The organism is Maribacter sp. MAR_2009_72, from assembly GCF_007827235.1.
Taxonomy (GTDB): Bacteria; Bacteroidota; Bacteroidia; order Flavobacteriales; family Flavobacteriaceae; genus Maribacter; species Maribacter sedimenticola.
This window is the reverse complement of sequence record NZ_VISB01000001.1, coordinates 1,533,422-1,555,596: the sequence shown is the minus strand read 5'-3', so window position 1 is coordinate 1,555,596 and position 22,175 is coordinate 1,533,422. Positions and strand designations below refer to the sequence as shown.

General features: G+C 37.0%; 21 protein-coding genes. 14 read left to right on the top strand and 7 right to left on the bottom strand.

What is annotated here, in order from left to right:
• Positions 1 to 16: 16 nt before the first annotated feature.
• Both JM81_RS06430 and JM81_RS06425 read right to left on the bottom strand, forming a co-directional pair.
• Positions 17 to 616, bottom strand: coding sequence for an alpha-ketoglutarate-dependent dioxygenase AlkB family protein (locus JM81_RS06430; RefSeq protein WP_144801510.1), 600 nt, complete (start codon positions 614 to 616; stop codon positions 17 to 19).
• Complete coding sequence (locus JM81_RS06425) at positions 616 to 1,488, bottom strand: AraC family transcriptional regulator (RefSeq protein WP_089262773.1); 873 nt, start codon at positions 1,486 to 1,488, stop codon at positions 616 to 618. Before JM81_RS06425 ends, JM81_RS06430 begins: the two co-directional genes overlap by 1 nt.
• 214 nt (positions 1,489 to 1,702) lie before the next feature.
• On the opposite strand from JM81_RS06425, the gene JM81_RS06420 reads away from it, so the two are divergent.
• Positions 1,703 to 2,287 carry a T9SS type A sorting domain-containing protein gene (locus JM81_RS06420; RefSeq protein ID WP_089262775.1) on the top strand — a complete coding sequence of 195 codons (585 nt, stop codon included), beginning with the start codon at positions 1,703 to 1,705 and terminating at the stop codon, positions 2,285 to 2,287.
• A 52-nt stretch (positions 2,288 to 2,339) separates the two neighbouring features.
• Here the strand turns inward: JM81_RS06420 and JM81_RS06415 are convergent, their stop codons facing one another.
• From JM81_RS06415 to JM81_RS06405, 3 genes are read right to left on the bottom strand one after another with little or no spacing between them, the layout of a single operon-like run.
• Positions 2,340 to 2,699, bottom strand: coding sequence for a hypothetical protein (locus JM81_RS06415; RefSeq protein WP_144801507.1), 360 nt, complete (start codon positions 2,697 to 2,699; stop codon positions 2,340 to 2,342).
• A 25-nt stretch (positions 2,700 to 2,724) separates the two neighbouring features.
• The gene (locus JM81_RS06410; protein ID WP_144801504.1) at positions 2,725 to 4,518 is read right to left on the bottom strand and encodes a DUF885 domain-containing protein; all 1,794 of its coding nucleotides are present in this window, start codon (positions 4,516 to 4,518) and stop codon (positions 2,725 to 2,727) included.
• Positions 4,519 to 4,535: 17 nt separating this feature from the next.
• Positions 4,536 to 5,171: an MOSC domain-containing protein gene (locus JM81_RS06405; protein ID WP_144801501.1), complete on the bottom strand. Its 636-nt coding sequence runs from the start codon at positions 5,169 to 5,171 to the stop codon at positions 4,536 to 4,538.
• 404 nt (positions 5,172 to 5,575) lie between these two features.
• Between JM81_RS06405 and JM81_RS06400 the strand changes: the two genes are divergently transcribed.
• Both JM81_RS06400 and JM81_RS06395 read left to right on the top strand, forming a co-directional pair.
• Positions 5,576 to 7,174 carry a solute:sodium symporter family transporter gene (locus JM81_RS06400; RefSeq protein ID WP_144801497.1) on the top strand — a complete coding sequence of 533 codons (1,599 nt, stop codon included), beginning with the start codon at positions 5,576 to 5,578 and terminating at the stop codon, positions 7,172 to 7,174.
• Between the two features lie 38 nt (positions 7,175 to 7,212).
• Entirely contained in the window at positions 7,213 to 8,025 is an 813-nt protein-coding gene (locus JM81_RS06395; protein WP_089262785.1) for an inositol oxygenase family protein, read from the top strand.
• 77 nt (positions 8,026 to 8,102) lie between these two features.
• Here JM81_RS06395 and htpG read toward each other — a convergent pair whose 3' ends face one another.
• Entirely contained in the window at positions 8,103 to 9,992 is a 1,890-nt protein-coding gene (gene htpG, locus JM81_RS06390; RefSeq protein WP_144801494.1) for a molecular chaperone HtpG, read from the bottom strand.
• Between the two features lie 365 nt (positions 9,993 to 10,357).
• Here htpG and JM81_RS06385 point away from each other — a divergent pair, with 365 nt between their 5' ends.
• The 4 genes from JM81_RS06385 (at position 10,358) to JM81_RS06370 (ending at position 14,218) form a co-directional block, all read left to right on the top strand.
• Positions 10,358 to 11,011 (top strand): TetR family transcriptional regulator C-terminal domain-containing protein, encoded by a 654-nt coding sequence (locus JM81_RS06385; RefSeq protein WP_144801491.1) that lies wholly within the window; start codon positions 10,358 to 10,360, stop codon positions 11,009 to 11,011.
• Positions 11,012 to 11,026: 15 nt separating this feature from the next.
• A complete protein-coding gene (locus JM81_RS06380; RefSeq protein ID WP_144801489.1) occupies positions 11,027 to 12,337 on the top strand; it encodes an ABC1 kinase family protein in 1,311 nt (436 codons plus the stop codon).
• A gap of 115 nt (positions 12,338 to 12,452) precedes the next feature.
• Positions 12,453 to 13,463, top strand: a complete 1,011-nt coding sequence (locus JM81_RS06375) for a 3-oxoacyl-ACP synthase III family protein (protein ID WP_144801487.1) — start codon at positions 12,453 to 12,455, stop codon at positions 13,461 to 13,463.
• 395 nt (positions 13,464 to 13,858) lie between these two features.
• Complete coding sequence (locus JM81_RS06370; RefSeq protein WP_089262795.1) at positions 13,859 to 14,218, top strand: CoA-binding protein; 360 nt, start codon at positions 13,859 to 13,861, stop codon at positions 14,216 to 14,218.
• 10 nt (positions 14,219 to 14,228) lie between these two features.
• On the opposite strand, the gene JM81_RS06365 is transcribed toward JM81_RS06370, so the two are convergent.
• Complete coding sequence (locus JM81_RS06365; protein WP_144801485.1) at positions 14,229 to 15,719, bottom strand: sodium:solute symporter; 1,491 nt, start codon at positions 15,717 to 15,719, stop codon at positions 14,229 to 14,231.
• A gap of 196 nt (positions 15,720 to 15,915) precedes the next feature.
• Here JM81_RS06365 and recR point away from each other — a divergent pair, with 196 nt between their 5' ends.
• The 7 genes from recR (at position 15,916) to JM81_RS06330 (ending at position 22,149) form a co-directional block, all read left to right on the top strand.
• Positions 15,916 to 16,536, top strand: a complete 621-nt coding sequence (gene recR / locus JM81_RS06360) for a recombination mediator RecR (RefSeq protein ID WP_144801483.1) — start codon at positions 15,916 to 15,918, stop codon at positions 16,534 to 16,536.
• A 90-nt stretch (positions 16,537 to 16,626) separates the two neighbouring features.
• The gene (locus JM81_RS06355) at positions 16,627 to 17,994 is read left to right on the top strand and encodes a dihydrolipoamide acetyltransferase family protein (protein WP_144801481.1); all 1,368 of its coding nucleotides are present in this window, start codon (positions 16,627 to 16,629) and stop codon (positions 17,992 to 17,994) included.
• A gap of 262 nt (positions 17,995 to 18,256) precedes the next feature.
• Complete coding sequence (locus tag JM81_RS06350; protein WP_089262803.1) at positions 18,257 to 19,033, top strand: 3'-5' exonuclease; 777 nt, start codon at positions 18,257 to 18,259, stop codon at positions 19,031 to 19,033.
• A gap of 2 nt (positions 19,034 to 19,035) precedes the next feature.
• Positions 19,036 to 19,947 (top strand): carboxypeptidase-like regulatory domain-containing protein, encoded by a 912-nt coding sequence (locus JM81_RS06345; RefSeq protein ID WP_144801479.1) that lies wholly within the window; start codon positions 19,036 to 19,038, stop codon positions 19,945 to 19,947.
• A 2-nt stretch (positions 19,948 to 19,949) separates the two neighbouring features.
• Positions 19,950 to 20,561 carry a fumarylacetoacetate hydrolase family protein gene (locus tag JM81_RS06340; RefSeq protein WP_089262807.1) on the top strand — a complete coding sequence of 204 codons (612 nt, stop codon included), beginning with the start codon at positions 19,950 to 19,952 and terminating at the stop codon, positions 20,559 to 20,561.
• The gene (locus tag JM81_RS06335; RefSeq protein WP_089262809.1) at positions 20,561 to 20,899 is read left to right on the top strand and encodes an Hpt domain-containing protein; all 339 of its coding nucleotides are present in this window, start codon (positions 20,561 to 20,563) and stop codon (positions 20,897 to 20,899) included. The genes JM81_RS06340 and JM81_RS06335 overlap by 1 nt, the downstream gene beginning before the upstream one ends.
• A complete protein-coding gene (locus JM81_RS06330) occupies positions 20,899 to 22,149 on the top strand; it encodes a competence/damage-inducible protein A (RefSeq protein ID WP_144801477.1) in 1,251 nt (416 codons plus the stop codon). Before JM81_RS06335 ends, JM81_RS06330 begins: the two co-directional genes overlap by 1 nt.
• The last annotated feature ends 26 nt before the right edge of the window (positions 22,150 to 22,175 follow it).

Sequence of the window (22,175 nt, the reverse complement as noted above, 5' to 3'; positions counted from 1 at the left end):
CCTTTAACTTTAAGGATTATTTAATAATCCTAAAGGTCAGGTTAATACGTTCCTCCACCGCTTTGGCGGTCTTTGCAATCTGATGTTTATAATAATGCTGGGTTTTTCCTTTCATCAAGAGCAAGCTACCATGTTGCAGGTTTATTTTATGCTTAATGTCCGGTCGTGTATTATGTTTAAGATGAAAAAAACGTGCCGCACCTAAACTAATGGATGCAATTATAGGATTTTCACCTAGCTCCTTTTCATTATCCGCATGCCAACCATTACTATCACTTCCCGTTCTATATCTGTTCAACAAACATGTGGTGAACTCAACTTTGGCAAATGTTTCCAACCTATCTTTAATTTCCAATAATTCCTTATTAAAGGGCAGGGGGAGCATGGTAATGTTGGAATAGGAATACGGTTTATCGTTATTTGCATATAAGGCCGTCAACCTTGGCTGTGGGTAGGTCTTTCCAAATACTGTAATATTATCTTGCTGCCATGGGGTGTTATTTTTAAGAACATCAAAAAAATGACTGGCTCTTGATCGGTCAAGGAAACGGGGTATATAACAGATATCGCTATCCGGTAAATTCAACTCAATACTATCGTCAAAAAGACTTTGCATTAAACCAAGACCGTTTTTAGTTCATTTCTGTACTCTGAAGGGTTTTGTCCTGTAAAGGCTTTGAACGATTTATTAAAATGGGAGAAATTATTGAATCCACATTCAAAACATACCTCGGTAATACTCATTGGTTTTTCTGCCAATAGTTTAGATGCATGTACCAGTCTATATTCGTTTACGAACTGTATAAAGGTCTTATTGGTGATTTTCTTGAAATACCTACAGAAAGAAGGTATGGTCATACTTACCATAGAAGATATCTCTTCAAGTGTAATTTCTTCCCTAAAATTATTTTTTACATGGTTGAATACAATGTTTATACGGTCATTGTCCTTTACATCTGTAGTAAATGAAAAACCTTCTGCATTCAAAAGACGCATATCATCAGAATTTCCCAGTTCGTTCAATATATTTAGGATAGATAAAAGGCGCTGAAAATCGGTTTGGTATTCCAGGACCTCCATTTTGTCCCCGATCTTTCGTTTGGTCTTACCGGAAAAAGCAATACCACCGCTCGCCTTACTAAATAAGCTTTGTATCTTTTTCATTTCCGGAAGATTAAAAAAATCGGGACCTAAAAAATCCACCTTCATCTGTACCACCGTTTCACTTGTATTTCCCGTAAGGGCATCCGTAAAGCCGCAATGGGGTAAATTGCTACCTATAAGTATAAGGTCGCCATTGGTATAATAGGATACATGGCTACCAATTTGACGTTTGCCGGATCCACCGTTTACATATACCAATTCTAATTCTGGGTGGTAATGCCAAACATTGTTCTTGTTCAATTTATGTTCATCAAACCTTTGGTATGTAAAGGAATGTCCAAAATCTGGTTCAATAGCTTCGAAAGTAGGTTTCTGCTTTACCATAATAAATGTTTAATACTATAAAATTAATCAACCTAAATAAGGGTCTACTTTGCAAAATTAACCTAATTCTATGTAATCTTATCTTACGCAGTGTTAAGTTATAGTGAAGAGGTTAAAATAGCACATAAATTGGGAAAATATGATGTAGTGGGCACTAGAAAACGAGTGTATGTTTGTAGTGTAAATTATATGTAACCCTTAAAAATAATTTATTATGAAAAACATTCTAAAGATTACCACAGTAGTTGCCTTCATGTTCGCTACAGTAGCAGGCATGGCAAGAGAGCCAAAATTGAACCTTTTAACTGCTGGAAAAGCTAAGAGCGTCGTATTGACGATGGAAGCTTCATCAGTAGGTGTGCAGATCAAGTTGATGGATTCTGATTTGAATGTTATCTATTCAGAAAAAGTATCTGAAGGACTTTTCAGTAAAAAATTGAATTTTAAAGATTTGGCAGACGGTGTTTATTTCCTTTCTGCAGATGACAATCTTAAAAACTATTCCTATACCATAGTTCTTGAAAAGAATAATGTAAAAATTGTTGACGCGGATGAAGATATTAAACCATTCTTCAGAAAGACCAACAATATGATACTTATGAACTATCTAAACTTGGATAAGTCTAAGATGGCCATTAAAATATATGATGCCGAAGGTAGAACGGTATTTTCACAAGAAGTTATAGATGAATTGATCGTAGAAAAAGCGTTCAATTTTGCAGATGCTTTCCCAGGGGTTTACGTAGTAACCGTAAAGTCTGCTGGTAAAACATACACTGAAGAGTTTGTTGTTAATTAAGTTGATTTAAGTTGATTTCATTAAAGGGGACGGGAGCGTCCCCTTTTTTATTTTAAAATTTTACGTAGCTATAGGCCCAATAGATAAGTAAAATTTGCAAGGGTAGCCTTGCCCATAAAATCCATTTTGGAAATCCTGCCGAGGCTTTTTCACTGGAAAGCATGTAAAAGTGTACCAATAGAAATACCAAGAGCATGGTTATTATACCAAATGATGCCAGCGTTCTTGTTTCCTTAAAAAACAATCCAATACCTAACAAAATTTCAGCCACACCACTTAACAGTACCAATTCCTTATGAAAGGGTAGGTATCTAGGCATGATTCTTAAATATACTTTGGGTTTTACAAAATGCATGATTCCGGCAAGTATGTAAATAAATGCCATTACATATAAATGCCAAGGATTGTTCATATACGGGTTATTTAGAATTGACCAATTAAAATTTCATATTGGCATTGATCCATTCTGTAATCTTACTTTCCAAAATTGCCAGAGGAACACAACCGGTCTCCAATATTTTTTCATGAAATACCTTAATGTCAAAATCCTTGCCTAGCATTTTCTCGGCTTTTGCGCGGAGTTCCAAAATTTTTAATTGTCCAATTTTATAGGATAGTGCTTGTCCGGGGTTGGCCATGTAACGTTCGATCTCCGCGGTAATGCTGGCTTCTGATTCAGCTTCGTTATCCAAAGAATAAGCAATGGCCTGCTCCCTTGTCCATCCTTTAGCATGTAGACCGGTATCGACCACTAGCCTGACAGCCCTATGCATTTCTGCGCCTAGCATACCAAAATATTGATAGGGGTCAGTGTATAGTCCCAGTTCTTTGCCCAAGGATTCCGTATATAGGGCCCAACCTTCACCATACGCACTATACCACAAGGTTTTTCTAAATTGTGGCAGGTCGTTGTTTTCCTGAGTCAAGGAAATTTGAAAGTGATGGCCGGGTATTGCTTCGTGCAAAAATAAATCCTCATCAGAATACATATTGTAGGAGGTAACATCTGGTATAGGTACGTAGAAAATACCGGGTCTGGTACCATCTAACGAACCAGGATTGTACTCTGCGCTAGCAGATGCTTCCCTAAATGATTCTGTTCTTCTTACTTCAAAAGGAGTATTAGGTTGTTTACTGAACAATTCATTTACCCTAGGGGTTATTTTTTTATGGATTGTATTAAAATTGTCAATTACCTGTTGTGGGTCGGTAAAGGGCACTAATTCCTTCTTGGTCCTAACATGGTCAAAAAATTCCTTAAGGTTACCTTTAAATCCAACCTGTTGTTTCACCTTTTCCATTTCGGTACTTATTCTGGCTACTTCGCTAAGTCCAATATTATGGATTTCCTCAGCGCTCATGGAAGTGGTCGTATATTTTTTTATTTGATGTGCGTAGTACGCTTTTCCGTTGGGTATATCCTGTATGCCACTGGTCGTGCGCCCTGCGCTCAAATAATCCGTAGCCATAAAATCATGTAATGCCTTGTAGGCCGGTATAATTTTATTGGCGATCATTGTGGTATATGCATGCTTTAAGCGCTCACGATCTTCAGTGGAAAAATCATCGGGAAAATTAAGGATTGGGCTAAAAAACAGGTTAGTTTCAATGTTTTTCGTGAGTATACTTTGTAATTGAGGCAATACTTTTTTTATCAATGATTTAGGAAGCACATTTTTGGCTTTGATTCCTTTTTGCATACGGTTTTTGGCAGTATCCAGCCAAACTACATAGTCATCCAATCGTTTTAGCCAATTGGTATAGTCTTCTACAGTATTAAAAGGTTGGGCACTGGTGCCACCGGCCAATTGGCCCATCATCAGGTTCATGGACCACATCTGGTCTATAGGGGTATAATCTTCAAAAGCCAGTTCATCTAGATTAATTTCACATTCCCATTGTAAGATGGCATTGGACATCCGTTCTGTCTCCGATAATTTTTTGTCATCAAATTTCTTTGACATTTTTAAATAGGAGGTATAATAATCCTTCAATTCTTTTTTATAGGCATCGGATAAAAAATTGGGCAAAGTATCATTATACCTACTATCTCCTTGAAATGTGGCATTTAATGGATTTAACTTTAACCCATCGTCATAATAATGGACCAATAGGGTTATGAAGCCAACATTATGGGTAGTAGGGTTGGTTCTTATATCTGCATTTGGGATTTCTTGCGCCTGAGTTATTAACCCCAATAAGAATACAAGTACGATTAGATTTTTTTTCATTTAAATGGTTATTAAGTTTAAGATAGGAACTTTTTAAGTTTCTCTTTTTTATATAGAGGTACCGCATCATTGCTCATGAACAAAGCTAACATATCTTTATTTTTCTCTTTATCATAAAGTAGCTGATAAAAATTTTGAACGGATAAGGTATTGGTAGAGGCTTGTTCTAATATAACGCTGTCACCAGTAGTCACACGTCCTTCTTCTATAACCTTCACATATGTCCCTGGGTGGTTGTGTGCAATAAAATCCTTTATGATTTTTACATCATTAAAACGTACCCCAAGTTTATAGCAAGGCTCCCGTGGTTGGGTAACTTGTACCAAGGTTTTGCCAATTCTGTAGATATTACCAACTAGAATTTCTGACTCATCAAGTCCTGATATAGTAAGATTTTCACCGAACATTCCCCAGTTCCATGAAAGATTGGGATATTTTGGTTTCCAAAATCCATATTGTTCTGCAGAGAATAAATAACACGCTTTATTCGTACCGGCATGATGTACCCGGTCAATGACCGTATCATTTTGGACATCGTTTTTTCCTAGGAACAGTCCGTTTTCTGTTGGATATTTAAAAATACCTGTCTGTTCTTTTTTACCGTTCCATTCAAAGGTTATGGGTGTTCCAATATTTGTAGAAACTACTTTCATGCGGTGAAGATAAAAAAAGGACCAGTATTTATTGAAAAAGCATTTGCCAATATTAATGGAGCAGTTAGTCCTTTGCTTAAAAAAGAAGGTGATAATAAGGAATTAAAACTGTGTTTTAAACAGAAATTGATATAGCTCAGTTACATAAACTATCTGTTTACAATCTGTAGTTTACGACAATTTTACAATTAATTTACAATTTGTTAAAAAACGAAAATACCAGTGTAAACAATAAATTTTCAGAATATATTTACTAACTAACTGATAAATAGTGCTTAACATAATTTGTTTTAAAAGTGTTAATGATTAATAACAGGTAAAGTATATATTTTTTTTATAAAACAAACAATGGGTAGGTGTAATTTTTACACTACAATACGAGTATTTTTCTATATTTACCAACGATGGCTTTTTTAACATTTATTTTATTTACCGGTTTTGTAGCGTTTTACGCTACCTATAAATTACGTAGAGATAGGTTAGATACTCAAGATGGTTACTTTTTAGGAGGTAGGTCTTTAACCGGTATTGTAATAGCCGGGTCATTGTTATTGACCAATATATCTACGGAGCATTTGGTTGGTATGAATGGTTCTGCCTATAAAAATGGTGCCATAATCATTGCATGGGAAGTAACATCTGCACTGGCATTAGTGGTAGGAGCACTTTATTTTGCACCTAAATATCTACGGATGGGCCTTACAACTATACCTGAGTATTTGGAAAAAAGGTTTGACGGTATTACCAGAACATTGGTAGCCTTATTACTGATCATTTCCTTTGTGGCCACTTTACTACCTATAGTATTGTATACCGGGGCGCTGAATATTGAAGCCATATTTGAGATATCAACTTTGTTGAACGTAAGTAGGGAACAGGGAATCGTCATCACCATAGTAACGGTAGGGACATTAGGAGCAGTTTACGCCATTTTTGGAGGTTTAAAAATGGTAGCTTATACTGATACCATAAACGGATTTGGACTATTGGTTGCAGGACTTTTGGTTCCTATTTTGGCATTATTGAGTATTGGTGATGGTAATATGCTTGGTGGGTTGGAAACCGTTTTTCAAAATAGTCCGGATAAATTTAACGTCATCAGTAACGAGCCAGGCGTAGGTGAGGGTGCACGTACGGCCATTCTGCCGTTTGAAGTGTTGTTTACGGGGCTAATGGTAAACCAACTTTACTTTTGGACCATGCATCAATCTATTATACAACGTGTATTGGGGGCGGTTAATCTAAAGGAAGCCCAAAAGGGATTATTATATACCGGATTATTAAAAATTTTGGTGCCATTGATCATTGTATTGCCAGGGCTTATTGCCTTTTATTATTTTGGTGACGCGTATTATGAAGATCAGGACAATATCTATCCTTTATTGGTGAAAAAGGTAATGCCATTATGGTTGACCGGTTTTTTTGTTGCCGTAATGATGGGGGCAATATTAAGTACGTTCAATAGTGCTTTGAACAGTGCCGCCACCGTATTTAGTCTGGGTATATTTAAGCGGTATATCAATACCAATATAAGTGAGCTCAAATTGGTGCGCATAGGTAAACTTACGTCCGCTATTTTGGCCATAGGGGCCATTGCGATCGCACCTTTTGTGGCCAATGCACCAGAAGGACTCTATCAATTGTTACAAGAGCTTAACGGTATATTTTTTATACCCATTGCCAGTGTGATCATAGCCGGCTTTCTTTTTCCCAAAGTTTCGGCAACAGGCGCAAAAGCAGGTTTGGTATTCGGCTTGTTTTTTTATGTCATCTTAAATTTTGGTTTTGAAGTGGAACTTCACTTTGTTCATATATGGGGACTAGAATTTGTTCTCAATATCATAATCATGCATTTGGTTTCCTATTTTTTTACTAAAGAGGTAAAATTTGAAATGAAAGATTCTGGAATCCTGGATTTAAAACCGTGGAAATATGCCAAGCCTTTTAGCGTGTTTCTAGTGTTGTTTACAGTAATTCTGTATGTTCTTTTGGGAAATGTTTAAAATTTTAGTATTATAATTAACAATAAAACAAATTAATCATGGAGGAAAAAATTTTCAGGGACTACGAGGCTCCAGATGTGTCCGCTGCGGTAAAGGAACATTATCGTAAAATGAGAAAAAACCAAACCTTGGACTATGTAAAACGTATGCATAAAAAGTATTTGACATATGACACACCAATGGATCTTTGGGAAGCAATGCGTCATTTAAACAGTTTAATAGACGTAAGTGATCCGGATATTAATTTACCTAATATTCAACATTTGATACAAAGTGCTGAAGCAATACGTGCAGATAATAGGCCGGATTGGATGCAATTAACAGGACTTATTCATGATTTGGGCAAAGTAATGTTCTTAAAAGGAAGCGATGAGGATGGTACTAGCCAGGCAGAGCAATGGGGCATGGTCGGTGACGTTTTTATTGTAGGCTGTAAATTACCGGACTCATGCGTATATCCGGAATTCAATGCGTTGAACGAGGATATGCAAAATGAAAAATACAACACGCCAACAGGTATCTATGAAGCAGGTTGTGGTATTGATAATGTAGATTTGGCCTGGGGACATGATGAATATTTATACCAAGTTCTAAATAATCATAAAACCAATTCGTTACCTGAGGAGGCAATGGTCATGATTCGTTATCATTCTTTTTATCCATGGCATTCCGGAGGGGCGTATAAGGAAATTGTCAATGAGAAAGACGCAAAATATCTTGAGATCATAAAGGATTTCAATAAATATGATCTGTATACCAAAAGTCAAAAAGTTTATGATTTGGATGAGGTCTTGGATTACTATCAGCCCATTGCTGAAAAGTACTTGGGAACAGGGCCAATTTATTGGTAGGCTAGTACTTTGGTATTGTTTAAATAAAAAAACCGCTTCATTAATGAAGCGGTTTTATATTTTATGTTTTAACGATATTATTTCACCATCTCATAACTTCGTTTAATAAACTCGGTTAGATCCTTGCCCTTGAGCAACCCTTTGGATAATTTGGCCAAATCCAAGGACTGGTTAATTAAACGTTCCTTTTTCTTTGCTGTTTTGGTAGCAAGAATTTCACCTACTAATGCACTGTTCGTATTTACGATCAAGTTATACATTTCTGGCATTTGTCCCATACCGAACATACCGCCTCCACCGGTTTGCTGCATTTCTTTCATACGGCGCATAAATTCCGGCTCTGTTATCGTAAAAGGAGATGCATCACTGTCCATTGCTTCAAGTTGCACGGTATAGCTGCTCTTTTCGCCAATGACTTTTTCCAATTCCGATTTTAAGGTTTCTTTTTCTTCGTCCGATAATTTGGAAATTTGCGTATCCTCCTTTTGAATCAATTTATCAATGTGGTCTGCATCCACACGGGCAAATGAAATATTTTCTTTTGACCCTTCCAATTTTTGCATGAGATGACCAATGATCGGTGAATCCAATAATAGGACTTCATAGCCTTTGGACTTCGCTGTTTCTATATAACTATGTTGTGCTTCTATGTCTGACGTGTAAAGGATAACAAGCTTATTGTCTTTATCGGTCTGGTTATCCTTAATTTTTTCTTGTAGTTCTTCAAATGTTAGATAGGTGCCGTCAACAGTAGGGTATAAGGCGAATTTATCTGCTTTTTCAAAGAATTTTTCTTCGGAAAGCATACCGTATTCAATAACGATTTTTATATCGTTCCATTTTGCCTCAAACTCCTCACGATTGTTTTTGAACAGAGAATTCAATTTATCGGCCACTTTTCTAGTGATATAAGAAGATATTTTTTTAACAGCCCCGTCTGCCTGTAAATAGGAACGTGAAACATTTAAGGGAATATCAGGAGAATCTATGACCCCACGTAGCATGGTTAAAAATTCGGGTACAATTCCTTCCACGTTATCCGTTACGAAAACCTGGTTCTGGTAAAGCTGAATCCTGTCTTTCTGTTGGGCAAGATCATTCGTAAGCTTTGGAAAATAAAGAATACCGGTAAGATTGAACGGGTAATCAACATTTAAGTGTATGTTGAAAAGAGGTTCCTCAAACTGCATTGGGTAGAGTTCCCTGTAGAAACTCTTATAGTCCTCTGCTTTTAAATCTGCGGGCTGCTTTGTCCAAGCTGGGTTTGGGTTGTTGATAATATTGTCTACCTCTTTGGTTGGTGCCGGGTCATCTTCTTTAGCGCCTTCTGGTTTTGGTAAAGTTTCTGTCTTGGTACCAAATTTAATAGGTACCGGCATAAACTTGTTGTATTTGTTCAATAGCCCCTTTATTCTGGTGTCCTCTAGAAATTCTGTGGAATCATCGGCTATATGCAGAATAATTTCAGTACCACGCTCTTCTTTTTTGGCTTCTTCCATAATAAATTCAGGAGAACCGTCACATGACCAATGCACAGCGGTTTCATCTTTATAGCTCTTGGTAATAATTTCAACCTTATGTGCCACCATAAAGGCAGAATAAAATCCAAGGCCAAAATGACCAATAATACCAGAATCCTTGGCAGAGTCCTCATATTTGTTCAAAAACTCCTCTGCACCGGAAAAAGCCACTTCATTGATGTACTTTTTAACTTCTTCCTCCGTCATTCCAAGACCTTGGTCAATGATATGAAGTTTTTTGCCTTCCTTATCAGCCTTTACCTCAATAATAGGATGTCCATATTCCACTTTGGCCTCGCCAATGGTGGTCAAATGTTTTAATTTTAGGGTGGCGTCCGTTGCATTGGAAATTAATTCCCTTAAAAAGATTTCGTGATCACTGTACAAGAATTTCTTGATCAATGGAAAAATGTTGTCTACGGACACATTAATTTTACCTGTTGCCATATCTCTAATATTTTTTCGCTATTAAGTAATAGTAGTATTGATTTAAAAATGTTCAGGGTGCATAGGTCAAAAAAAATACCATACTTACTTATTGTGACAAACTGACAGTTATGGGTGGTTTAAAAGTTTAACATATTATTTTGTTTAATTATTGTAATAATAACTTAAACATAATGTATATTTGTAATGTGATTATAACTATTGCTATGAAAAAGAATTTTATGCTATAATCACAAGTTGATTATTTATTGGTTTGGTTGTTTTGAAAACGTGTTATCTTCTTGGGTAACACGTTTTTGCTAAACAAAAACAAGTAATCAATGAACAAAACCTATAATATTTGAAATTGTGTAAAAACTATCTATATGGCAGTCAAAACAAAAAAAACATCTAAGGAATCTATTATGTCATTGTATATGGATTATGTGCTGGAGCATGAGAAGGTTCCCAAATCGGTATATAAGTTTTGTAAGGATAATGCAATTGTTGAAAGTGATTTCTATTTGTATTTTGGGTCAATCGGCGCTTTGCAAAAAAGTATATGGACCACCTTTTTTGATAACACGATAAAGGTAATTCATAAGAACAAGGAATATGGGGAATTTGCAAATAGGGATAAAATGCTCACTTTTTTATTCACGTTTTTTGAAGTTTTGACCCTAAATCGTAGTTATGTATTGTTCGTTATGGATAATGCTCCCAGTCCGCTCAAAAATATGATGCAGGTAAAGGAGTTAAGAAAAAAGGTGAAGGATTTTGCTAAGGACTTGATCGATAAAGGAAATGCGAGCAAAAGTTCTAAGTTAACAAAGCACAATCCCCAACTATTTTCTGAAGGAGCATGGCTGCAGGTTTTATTTCTAATGAATTTTTGGAGAACAGATGATTCACCCGGTTTTGAGAAAACGGATGTAGCCATTGAAAAATCGGTAAACACTATTTTCGATGTCTTTGATAACACTCCATTGGAAAATATTCTTGATTTTGGAAAATTTCTATATAAGGAGACATTTGCCTAATTTAATTTATACCGATTGAAAACATTAGATAAGATACCTACAGGGAAAATAGAGCGCGCCAGTAAATTGGTGCGTACCGGTGCGAAAATCGGTGGTAATTATGCCAAGTACCTTGGTAAAAAAATAATTGACCCCAATACTACAAGAGATGAATTGGATGAGGATAATGCTACGGATATCTACGATGGACTAAAATCTTTAAAAGGTAGTGCTTTAAAGGTGGCCCAGATGCTAAGCATGGAGAAAAACTTATTGCCCAATGCATATGTGGAAAAATTTTCCCTGTCGCAGTTTTCAGTACCTCCCTTGTCCGCACCATTGGTAAGAAAAACCTTTAAAAAATATTTGGATAAATATCCAGAAGAGGTTTTTGATACGTTTAATAAGGATTCTGTTAATGCAGCTAGTATAGGTCAGGTGCACAAGGCAACCAAAAATGGCAAGCAATTGGCCGTAAAAATTCAATACCCAGGTGTGGCTCAAAGTATTAGTAGCGATCTGGCCATTGTAAAGCCAATTGCGATCCGTATGTTCAACCTAAAAGGAAAGGATTCTGATAAGTATTTTAAAGAGGTGGAGAATAAATTGGTAGAAGAAACGGATTATGTATTGGAGGTTTCCCAAAGTCAGGAAATTACCCATGCCTGTAAACAAATCCCGAACATTAAATTTCCTACTTATTATCCAGAGCTTTCAAGTTCCCGCATAATTACTATGGATTGGATGACGGGTAAGCATTTAAGCGAGTTTACAAAAACAGATTTCACCCAAGAAATAGGAAATCAATTGGGTCAGGCCTTGTGGGATTTTTATATGTATCAGATTCATGGTCTCCGCAAGGTCCATGCCGATCCCCATCCTGGTAATTTTTTGGTCAATACAAAGAATGAGTTAATTGCCATAGATTTTGGTTGCATTAAGGAAGTGCCGGATTCATTTTATAAACCTTATTTTGAATTGGCTAAGCCGGAGAACATCTCCGATCAGCGTGTTTTTACTGAAAAATTGTATGAATTGGAAATTTTATTGCCCAATGATACAGACAAGGAAATTGCGTTCTTTTCATCTATTTTTCATCAACTGCTAAGTCTGTTTACCAGTCCTTTTCATACGGATGAATTTGATTTTGGAGATGAAGCATTTTGGTCTAAAATTGCAGATTTGGGCGAACAATTCTCTTCTGATAAACAACTTAGGAAAATGAACGGAAATAGAGGTTCTAAACATTTTTTATATATGAACCGGACGTTCTTTGGTCTTTACAATTTGCTACATGATTTAAAAGCACATGTAAAAATCAATGATTATAAGAAATATCTTATTTAAGGACCGGGCAAATTTTATTATTCGTAGGGATTGTTGCAATTTTAAGGTGAATTCTTAATAGTTGTTTATATTGCAGCACTAATGATACCTGAACTATCAGGCTAAAAATATTACTATGTACAACTCAAAAATAATTGGCCTTGGTCATTATGTGCCCGAAAACGTAGTGACTAATAATGACTTGTCCAAAGTTATGGATACAAATGATGCTTGGATACAGGAGCGCACAGGAATCAAGGAACGAAGACATGTGGTAAAGGGTGATGGAGATACCACTACGAGCATGGGTGTTAAAGCTGCTAAGATTGCAATTGAAAGAGCGGGTATAGATAAGAATGATATAGATTTTATAGTATTTGCCACTTTAAGTCCAGATTACTACTTTCCCGGTCCCGGTGTTCTGGTACAACGAGATTTAGGGATTAAAACCGTTGGTGCCTTGGATGTCCGCAATCAATGTTCTGGATTCGTATATGCAATTTCTGTAGCGGACCAGTATATAAAGACGGGTATGTACAAAAATATTTTGGTAATTGGTTCTGAGCTTCATTCCCATGGTTTGGATATGACTACAAGGGGTAGGGCGGTATCCGTAATTTTTGGCGATGGTGCCGGGGCCGCTGTATTAAGTAGGGAAGAGGACAATACCAAAGGAATTCTATCTACACATCTGCATTCAGAAGGGCAACATGCTGAGGAACTATCTTTAATAGCCCCTGGTATGGGTAAAAGATGGGTGACGGATATTATAGAGGACAATGATGAAAAAGATGAATCTTACTATCCTTATATGAACGGTCAATTCGTATTTAAAAATGCCGTGGTCCGTTTTAGCGAAGTAATTATTGAAGGGTTGCAAAAAAATAATTTACAATCTACGGATATTGATCTTTTAGTGCCACATCAGGCCAATTTGAGAATATCTCAATTCATCCAAAAGAAATTTCAATTAAGCGATAATCAGGTGTTCAATAACATTATGAATTATGGCAATACCACTGCAGCTTCTATACCTATTGCGTTAACAGAGGCGTGGGAGGCCGGTAAGGTAAAACCTGGCGATTTGGTCGTTTTGGCCGCTTTTGGAAGCGGTTTCACATGGGGCAGTGTTATCATAAAATGGTAAAATAAAGCACCCGTAGAATTTCTACGGGTGCTATTATATAGTGGTATCCAATACGAAAAAAACCAACCAATCTTCTTTATTAAATAACCCCTATACATTATAATAGACGCTATAAAATGTGGTTTGTTACTTATATGGGCGAATATTACAATTTAAAATATTTAAAAATTTACCGGCATTAGGTAAGGATGCAAAAAGAAACCCGACAACCAAAATAATTTGGAAGCCGGGCTTCAAATGCTGATAGGCTATACTAAACACTAACCATTAACTATAAACATATAGCGTTACCAACAATATTTTAAATGGAGTTAGATAATATCTAACTTTACTAATAGACGAAATATTGCACAAATAGTTACAATTCAAGCAAACTTTAACATCTTTAAATTAATATGAAAAAGACCCTAGTTTTTGGAGCATCCTTAAAACCAAACCGTTACAGTAACATTGCAATCAATAGACTAGTAGCTGCTGGGGTAGAAACATGTGCTTTTGGATTAAGAGCAGGAAATGTTTCTGGAGTCGAAATCTATACTAATTTGGACAAAATTAATGATATTCATACAATTACGCTCTATCTAAATCCTAAAAGACAAGAAGAATATTACCAAAGCATAATTTCCTTGAATCCCAAAAGGGTTATTTTTAACCCTGGAACGGAAAATCCTGTATTTTATAACCTATTGAAAAAGAATGGTATAGAGGTGGATATTGCGTGCACCTTAGTGTTATTGGGTACCGGGCAATACTAATATATTTTTCTTAGGCGATATCTTTAATATTTGCTTCTGTAACCGGTTTTTTACGAATGATCCATAAGCCAATAAAAGTTAGGAGACCATTTAATGGAAGAAGTTCATATCCAAATTCATAACCTCCTAAAAACTCGCTCGGGATCTTGGCCAAGGTAAGGATGCTCACAACACAGACTAAAGCTACTACCCAAACGTATTTATCGTATACTTTATATTTAGTAAAAATACCAAACGTAAACAAGCCCAATAGCGGGCCATAGGTGTAAGAAGCAACCGTAAGCAAACCGTCTATCACATTTCTGTCTAAGATATATTTAAAGGAAATTACGACCAGTATTAAAAGTAGACTCATGCCAATATGGGTTTTACGGCGAATTTTTTTAGCTACCTGTTGCGATTTTTTTTCGGTATTAAGAAAATCTACGCAAAAAGAGGTGGTCAATGAGGTTAGAGCACTGTCCGCACTACTATAAGCTGCTGCAATAAGTCCAAGCATAAAGGTCACGGCTACGGTAAGGCCTAGATTACTGTTCAGTGCAATTTCAGGGAACAGTAAGTCAGATTTTGGAGATCCATCCATTAAGGGTAGTGCTATTTGGTGCGCGTCTGCGTAAATAAACAATAAGGCACCAAGAAGCATAAAAATAAATGTTACTACAACGAGTACTATACTAAAACTGACCATGTTTTTTTGAGCTTCGCCCAAATTTCTACAGGTAAGATTTTTTTGCATCATATCTTGATCTAGTCCTGTCATGCAAATGGTAATGAACATACCGCCTAAAAAAGATTTTAATAAATGATTCTTGGAAAAGAAATCATCGGTAAAAAATGTTTTGCTATAATGTTCCAATTCCGTAGAGCCCAGGAACTCAACAAATGTCCAATCAAGCTTTTCCAGAATAAAGTAAATTGAAAGTATTACGGATACGAGCATGAACAGGGTTTGTAAGGTATCTGTCCAAACGATGGTTTTAATTCCGCCCCTAAAGGTATAAACCCAAATTAATAAAATGGAAAGGGTTACCGTAATTTCAAACGGAACGTTCCATGCATCGAATACAAATTGCTGTAACACTATAGCCACTAAAAACAATCTAAAGGCCGCTCCCAAAACCCGTGATATAAAGAATGAAACGGCACCTACCTTGTAGCTTACAAAGCCAAAGCGATCGTCTAAATATTGGTAAATGGAGGTTACGTTCTGTTTATAATAAATAGGCAATAGGACAAAAGCGGTTACCAGATAGCCAAGGAAATAACCTAGAACAACCTGCATATAGCTAAATTGAGAGGCATCTACCCAGCCTGGTACGGAAATAAAGGTAACACCTGACAAAGAAGCGCCTACCATACCAAATGCTACCAGGTACCAGGGCGATTGTTTTCCCGCCTTGAAAAAATCCTCATTGGAGTCGTTCTTTCCGGTAAAGTAAGATATAACCAGTAGCAGAACAAAATAGCCGGTAATCAATAATAATATATGGGAGGCACTCATGAATTTTAATTTGACGCCAAATTACAAAAAGTTATATGACGTGGTGAAATACTTGAAACTTAAGGTGCAATTTTATAGGCCTTTGAACTATGCGTGTTCTATGGTAAAACCGTTGCTATGGATAGTATTAGAATTTTGTGTTAACGGGGCAGCATATTTTTCAACTTTAGTCGTAAATTTATGCCCATATTAGCCTATGGATTTTTCATCAAAATTACTAGAGAATGCTGTGTATGAAGTATCGCAATTGCCGGGTATTGGTAAGCGAACCGCTTTACGATTGGTATTACATTTGTTAAAGCAACCGGAAAATAGAACAGATGACCTTGCTACATCATTGGTAGATTTAAGAGGAAAAATTCAATTCTGTGAAAATTGCCATAATATTGCTGATACCGTTTTGTGTGAAATTTGTGCCAACCCTAAAAGAGATGATTCATTGGTATGCGTGGTAGAGGATATAAGAGATGTTATGGCAATAGAGAATACCGGCCAGTTTAGGGGCAAATATCATGTGTTGGGCGGTAAGATTTCTCCAATGGAAGGCGTGGGACCACAAAACCTTAAAATTGCATCCTTAGTGGAGAAGGTTAAAAAAGGAGTAATAAAGGAATTGATTTTTGCGTTGAGTTCTACGATGGAAGGAGATACTACCAATTTTTACATTTTTAGACAATTAGAAGGTGTTGAAATTAAAACCTCTACCATTGCAAGAGGTATAGCGGTAGGCGATGAATTGGAATATGCAGATGAGGTAACACTGGGTAGGAGTATTCTAAACCGCGTTCCGTTTGAAGGCTCTTTAAAACAGAATTAGAACTTTAAAACAAGATTAATGTCATTAAATAGGTATTAATTTTGTTATTTTTGCAAAAATTATATCTAAAACAAGCTATAAATTATCGATATGTCAAAATTTGAATTGAAACTACCACGAATGGGGGAAAGTGTTGCAGAGGCAACGTTGACATCATGGTTGAAAGAGGTAGGGGATACTATAGAAATGGATGAGGCAATTTTTGAAATTGCTACGGATAAAGTGGATAGTGAGGTTCCTAGTGAGGTAGATGGCGTATTGGTAGAAAAGTGCTTTAAGGTCGATGATGTAATTAAAGTTGGACAGACGGTTGCGATAATAGAAGTTGAGGGTGAAGAGGATTCACCTGGTGAAGAAGGGCAGGTAGAACCGCAACATGTAGAACCAATAGAGGAAGAAATGGTGACCGCGGCAGCCGAAACCGTTGAAAAGGCCAAGGCGGCAGTATCACCAGAGTTGGTCATACGCGATACGGAACGTTTTTATTCACCATTGGTGAAAAATATTGCCAAGGAAGAGGGTGTTTCGTTTGAGGAGTTAGAAGCTATTGACGGCACAGGAAAAGATGGCAGGGTTACCAAAGATGATATTTTAGCTTATGTCAAGAATGGTAAGGCAAAAGCTGAGCAACATGTACAGGTCATTAAAAAGGAACCTGTGCAGGAAAATATTTCCCAGAACGGTTCAATAACTGGTAATGATACATCTAAAACTACTGTTTCCGATACATCCAAAACATCAGTTGCGGGCAGCGATGAGGTTGTTCCTATGTCCAGAATGGGAAAATTGATTGCCAAACATATGGCGGAAAGCATATCTACATCGGCCCATGTGCAAAGTTTTATAGAGGTGGATGTTACCAATATCGTGAATTGGCGTTTAAAGATGAAAGATGCATTCCTGAAAAGGGAAGGAGAAAAATTAACGTTTACCCCAATTTTTCTTGAAGCAGTGGCCAAAGCGTTAAAAAAATATCCTATGATGAATATTTCTGTAGATGGGGATACCGTAATTAAAAAGAAGAATATTAATATAGGTATGGCCGCCGCATTGCCAGACGGTAATCTAATTGTGCCGGTCATAAAGAATGCAGATCAGTTGAATCTGGTAGGTATGGCTAAAGTAGTCAATGATTTGGCGGAGCGCTCAAGAAACAATGCCTTAAAGCCTGATGAAGTTCAGGGCGGAACATATACCGTAACCAATGTAGGTACATTTGGTAGTGTCTTTGGTACGCCAATTATAAATCAGCCACAAGTGGGTATTCTTGCTTTGGGGGCAATACGAAAAATTCCATCTGTTATTGAAACGGCAGAAGGAGATTTTATAGGAATACGTAGTAAAATGTATCTCTCCCATAGCTATGATCATAGAGTGGTCAATGGCGCATTGGGTAGTATGTTTGCAAAGGCCGTAGCTGATTATTTAGAGGCCTGGGATGTAAATCGTGAAATTTAAACTAACATAATAACTAGTATATAAGTGGCATTTGTTTTAACAAATGCCACTTTTGTGTTTATTGGCTACAGGTTATCCGTATAGTTGCTAAAAAAAAGTGGACTTTAGGAGTTCTGGCCTTTTATAGGATGGTTTTAATCGTTTGCTCAATATGTATTTTCATTATCTTTTATAAAACGGTATATGGCTATGTTAAATTTTAATTGGCCTGTATTAGAGCATTTGCATAACGAAAGGTATCTTTGTAAAAAGTGTATTTAATATGGAGTTAAAGCTGACCAGGCCTATCTGTTTTTTTGATTTGGAAACCACAGGGGTAAATGTGGCAAAAGATCGTATTGTTGAAATTTCTATCCTAAAGGTATATCCAAACGGCAATAAGGAAAGTAAGACCTGGCTGGTAAACCCAGAAATGGTCATTCCGCAAGAAGTGGTAGATGTGCATGGCATTACCAATGAAAAAGTGGCCAATGAGCCTACTTTTAAACAATTATCCAAAGAAATCTATAGAATGATAAAGGATGCTGATCTGGGTGGATTTAATTCTGACCGGTTTGATATTCCGTTATTGGCAGAGGAAATGTTGCGTGCCGGTATTGATTTTGACATGAAAAATACGGTGTCTATTGATGTACAGACTATTTTTCATAAAATGGAAAAACGTACATTGGAGGCAGCGTACAAATTCTATTGTGGAAAGGATTTATCCAATGCCCACAGTGCGGAGGCAGATACTAATGCAACTTATGAGGTATTGTTGTCACAACTGGATAGGTATCCGGATTTGGAGAACAACGTAAAGAAACTTTCTGAATTTTCACGAAGAAAACAATCAGTGGATTTTGCTGGTTTTATTGCCATGGATGAGGAAGGGGAAGAAATTTTTGCTTTTGGTAAGCATAAGGGCAAAAAAGTACATGATGTACTTGAAAACGAACCTGGTTATTTTGGTTGGATGCTCAATGCGGATTTTCCTTTGTATACTAAAAAAATACTGACACAGATTAAGTTGAGCAAACTCAATAATAAACTAGGGTAACAATGAGGATTTTAGTATTGTTCTTGTTAGTTGTTGAGCTCTGTCAGGCACAGGAGATATTAATTGATGGGTACATTCTTGATGATAAGAATGAGCAGGCAATACCCTACGCCAATATAAGTTTCCTAAAGACTTTAAAGGGTACGTCAAGCAATGATGATGGGTATTTTTATGTAGATGTGCCCCAATCATTTTTGGAACGTGAGGTACATATCTCCGCGTTGGGCTATAAGGATACCATCCTTTCGGTTAAACGTTTAAAGGAACAGAAGAAGATAAGGCTTAAGGAAGATACCTTTGAACTGGAGGAAGTGGTGGTATCCAAGGATTTGGGGGACTCCCAAGTATTGAATCCTATTAGCTCCTATAGTATAAAAAGTGGGTTTTCCTCGGCAGAAACCCCTTGGGTGCTGGCATTGTATTTTCCTAACATTGGCGCTTCTAAAAAATATCTTGAAAAAATTACGGTGTTCATGCAACAGAACAGCCGTTTTAAAAGAGGTTCATCCAAATTTAGGCTTAGGGTCTATGATGTGAACAAGGAAACAAGAAAGCCGGATCATGACCTAATTCGTAAGAGTATAATTTTGGAAACCTCCGTTGAGGAAGATTTTGTATCCATTGATCTTTCCGGTTTGGGCATTAGGATTCCTGATGAAGGAATTTATGTAGGATTGGAATGGTTGTTCTTGCCTTTTAATTGGTATATGAACTCCTATGAACATCCGTTATCCAAGGAAAAAATAGTAGAAGATCGTTTTGCTCCAACATTTGCCGCTGTATATCAAAAAAATCAAAATTTCAAGACTATGGTATACGGTATGGGAGAATGGTCGGATTTTATGATCAAGGCGCCGGGGAACAATGAAAACTTAATTCCGGCCATCAGTTTAAAAATGTCCAAAAAGAAATAAGGATGAAGATAATTTGTATAGGTAGAAATTATGCTGCCCATATTCAAGAGCTTAATAATGAAAGACCAACGGAGCCTGTTGTGTTTATAAAGCCAGACTCTTCTGTATTGCCCAAGCAACAGGATTTTTACATACCGGAATTTTCCAATGATATTCATTATGAAGTTGAGGTTCTGGTAAAAATAAAGAAGGTAGGTAAGCATATAGACAAGGAATTTGCACCCATGTACTATGATGAAATTGGTTTAGGAATAGATTTTACCGCTAGGGATCTACAGGCAAAATTGAAAGAAAAAGGACTGCCATGGGAAAAGGCCAAAGGGTTTGATGGTGCAGCGGTTATAGGTGAGTGGTTGAATAAAAATCAATTTAAAGACCTTAACGACTTAAATTTTAAGCTGTTAAAAAATGATCAAGTTGTACAGGAAGGAAACACAAAGTTAATGCTTTGGAAGATAGATGAACTGATAGCTTATGTATCTACTTTTTTTATGCTCAAAAAAGGAGATATTATTTTTACGGGTACGCCTGCGGGTGTTGGCAAAATAAGTACAAATGACTATCTTTCGGGGAGCTTGGAGAACAAGGAACTTTTTACCGTAAAAATTAAATAATGATTTATAGCCTGGATAAGATAAATGAGATGGCAGAGGGAGATCAGGATTTTATAAATTCTGTAATCTCCGTTTTTTTAGAGGAAGTGCCAGAAGATATGGATTTGCTGGAGAAAGCGTTAGTGGCTAAGGATCATGGTCAGGTATACCAATTGGCACATAAAATAAAGCCCAATGTAGATTTATTGGGAATGGAACAGACCCGTGCAATTGCTTTGGAGATGGAGACCTTGGGCAAGGAAGTGGGCAATATGGAAGAGATAGAAAAAAGATTTCCCCTACTTAAGACCGATATAACACAGGTAATTGCCGAGCTTAAAAAAGATTTTGACTTATAATGCTTGCAGAAATAATTACCATTGGCGATGAGATTCTCATTGGCCAAATTATTGATACGAATTCAACTTTTATCGCCCAAGAGTTAAACAAAATTGGAATATCGGTATTTCAAATAACCTCGGTTCAAGATGACCGTACCCATATTTTAAATGCCTTTGCTGATGCCGCCAAACGGGTAGACGTTGTTTTGGTTACCGGAGGGCTGGGACCTACGAAGGATGATGTAACCAAGCATACCTTCTGTGAATATTTTAATGATCACTTGGTAGAGGATCCTGCCGTATTGGCCCATGTAGAAGAACTTTTTGCCAAGTATATCAATTCCACACCTATATCGGATATCAACCGTAAACAAGCTTTGGTGCCAAGTAAGGCAGAAGTGCTGCATAATGACAATGGCACTGCGCCAGGTATGTGGATGAATCAAAACGGGGTTATCTTTGTTTCCATGCCCGGTGTGCCTTTTGAAATGAAGCATTTAATGAAGGAGCGGGTAATACCCAAACTTTCGGCATTATATAAAAGACCGTATATCATCCATAGGACTATAACAACATATGGTCTGGGGGAAAGTGCAATTGCCAATAGGATAGAAGCTTGGGAAGACGCGCTTCCATCACATATAAAATTGGCCTATTTGCCTAATTTGGGCAAAGTGCGCTTAAGGATATCGGCAAAGGGCCCTGAGTATTCCCCGCTCATGGAGAGCGTAGATGCGGAATGCGAAAAGTTGTATCCTATGATCCATGATATCATGTTGGGTCTTGAGGATGATGAATCACTGGAAGAACTTATAGCAAGATTGTTGACCAAGAAGGGATTGACCCTTTCAACTGCGGAAAGTTTTACCGGGGGAAAAATTGCCAGTACCTTAACGTCCATACCGGGGGCATCCAAGTACTTTAAGGGTAGTGTGGTAAGTTATGCTACGGAAACCAAGGTAAGTGTTTTGAGTGTGCCGCAAGAGCTAGTAGATGCCCATTCCGTGGTCAGTGCGCAAGTAGCCGGTGCTATGGCAAAGGGGGTAAGAAAGTTGATGAAAACCGACTTTGCAATTGCTACAACCGGGAATGCCGGACCTTCAAAAGGAGACTCCGATGCGGAGGTAGGAACCGTGTTTATCGCCATAGAAGGAGAAAAAATACAATTGGTACAAGAATTTAAGATGGGGAGCAACCGCGAACGTATTGTGGAAAAGTCTGTAAATAAGGCATTTGAGCTGCTTCAAAAAGAAATTTTAAAAATGTGAAGTATTATGTTGTCTGTACGATAAAA

Excerpts from the sequence above, each read along its gene's own strand:
- JM81_RS06365 (WP_144801485.1), bottom strand. The coding sequence starts at position 15,719 with ATGAGTGCCTCCCATATATTATTATTGATTACCGGCTATTTTGTTCTG.
- JM81_RS06335 (WP_089262809.1), top strand. The coding sequence starts at position 20,561 with ATGATTTATAGCCTGGATAAGATAAATGAGATGGCAGAGGGAGATCAG.
- JM81_RS06415 (WP_144801507.1), bottom strand. The coding sequence starts at position 2,699 with ATGAACAATCCTTGGCATTTATATGTAATGGCATTTATTTACATACTT.
- htpG (WP_144801494.1), bottom strand. The coding sequence starts at position 9,992 with ATGGCAACAGGTAAAATTAATGTGTCCGTAGACAACATTTTTCCATTG.
- JM81_RS06340 (WP_089262807.1), top strand. The coding sequence starts at position 19,950 with ATGAAGATAATTTGTATAGGTAGAAATTATGCTGCCCATATTCAAGAG.
- JM81_RS06410 (WP_144801504.1), bottom strand. The coding sequence starts at position 4,518 with ATGAAAAAAAATCTAATCGTACTTGTATTCTTATTGGGGTTAATAACT.
- JM81_RS06375 (WP_144801487.1), top strand. The coding sequence starts at position 12,453 with ATGTACAACTCAAAAATAATTGGCCTTGGTCATTATGTGCCCGAAAAC.
- recR (WP_144801483.1), top strand. The coding sequence starts at position 15,916 with ATGGATTTTTCATCAAAATTACTAGAGAATGCTGTGTATGAAGTATCG.
- JM81_RS06425 (WP_089262773.1), bottom strand. The coding sequence starts at position 1,488 with ATGGTAAAGCAGAAACCTACTTTCGAAGCTATTGAACCAGATTTTGGA.
- JM81_RS06330 (WP_144801477.1), top strand. The coding sequence starts at position 20,899 with ATGCTTGCAGAAATAATTACCATTGGCGATGAGATTCTCATTGGCCAA.
- JM81_RS06420 (WP_089262775.1), top strand. The coding sequence starts at position 1,703 with ATGAAAAACATTCTAAAGATTACCACAGTAGTTGCCTTCATGTTCGCT.
- JM81_RS06405 (WP_144801501.1), bottom strand. The coding sequence starts at position 5,171 with ATGAAAGTAGTTTCTACAAATATTGGAACACCCATAACCTTTGAATGG.
- JM81_RS06430 (WP_144801510.1), bottom strand. The coding sequence starts at position 616 with ATGCAAAGTCTTTTTGACGATAGTATTGAGTTGAATTTACCGGATAGC.
- JM81_RS06385 (WP_144801491.1), top strand. The coding sequence starts at position 10,358 with ATGGCAGTCAAAACAAAAAAAACATCTAAGGAATCTATTATGTCATTG.
- JM81_RS06395 (WP_089262785.1), top strand. The coding sequence starts at position 7,213 with ATGGAGGAAAAAATTTTCAGGGACTACGAGGCTCCAGATGTGTCCGCT.
- JM81_RS06370 (WP_089262795.1), top strand. The coding sequence starts at position 13,859 with ATGAAAAAGACCCTAGTTTTTGGAGCATCCTTAAAACCAAACCGTTAC.
- JM81_RS06345 (WP_144801479.1), top strand. The coding sequence starts at position 19,036 with ATGAGGATTTTAGTATTGTTCTTGTTAGTTGTTGAGCTCTGTCAGGCA.
- JM81_RS06355 (WP_144801481.1), top strand. The coding sequence starts at position 16,627 with ATGTCAAAATTTGAATTGAAACTACCACGAATGGGGGAAAGTGTTGCA.
- JM81_RS06400 (WP_144801497.1), top strand. The coding sequence starts at position 5,576 with ATGGCTTTTTTAACATTTATTTTATTTACCGGTTTTGTAGCGTTTTAC.
- JM81_RS06350 (WP_089262803.1), top strand. The coding sequence starts at position 18,257 with ATGGAGTTAAAGCTGACCAGGCCTATCTGTTTTTTTGATTTGGAAACC.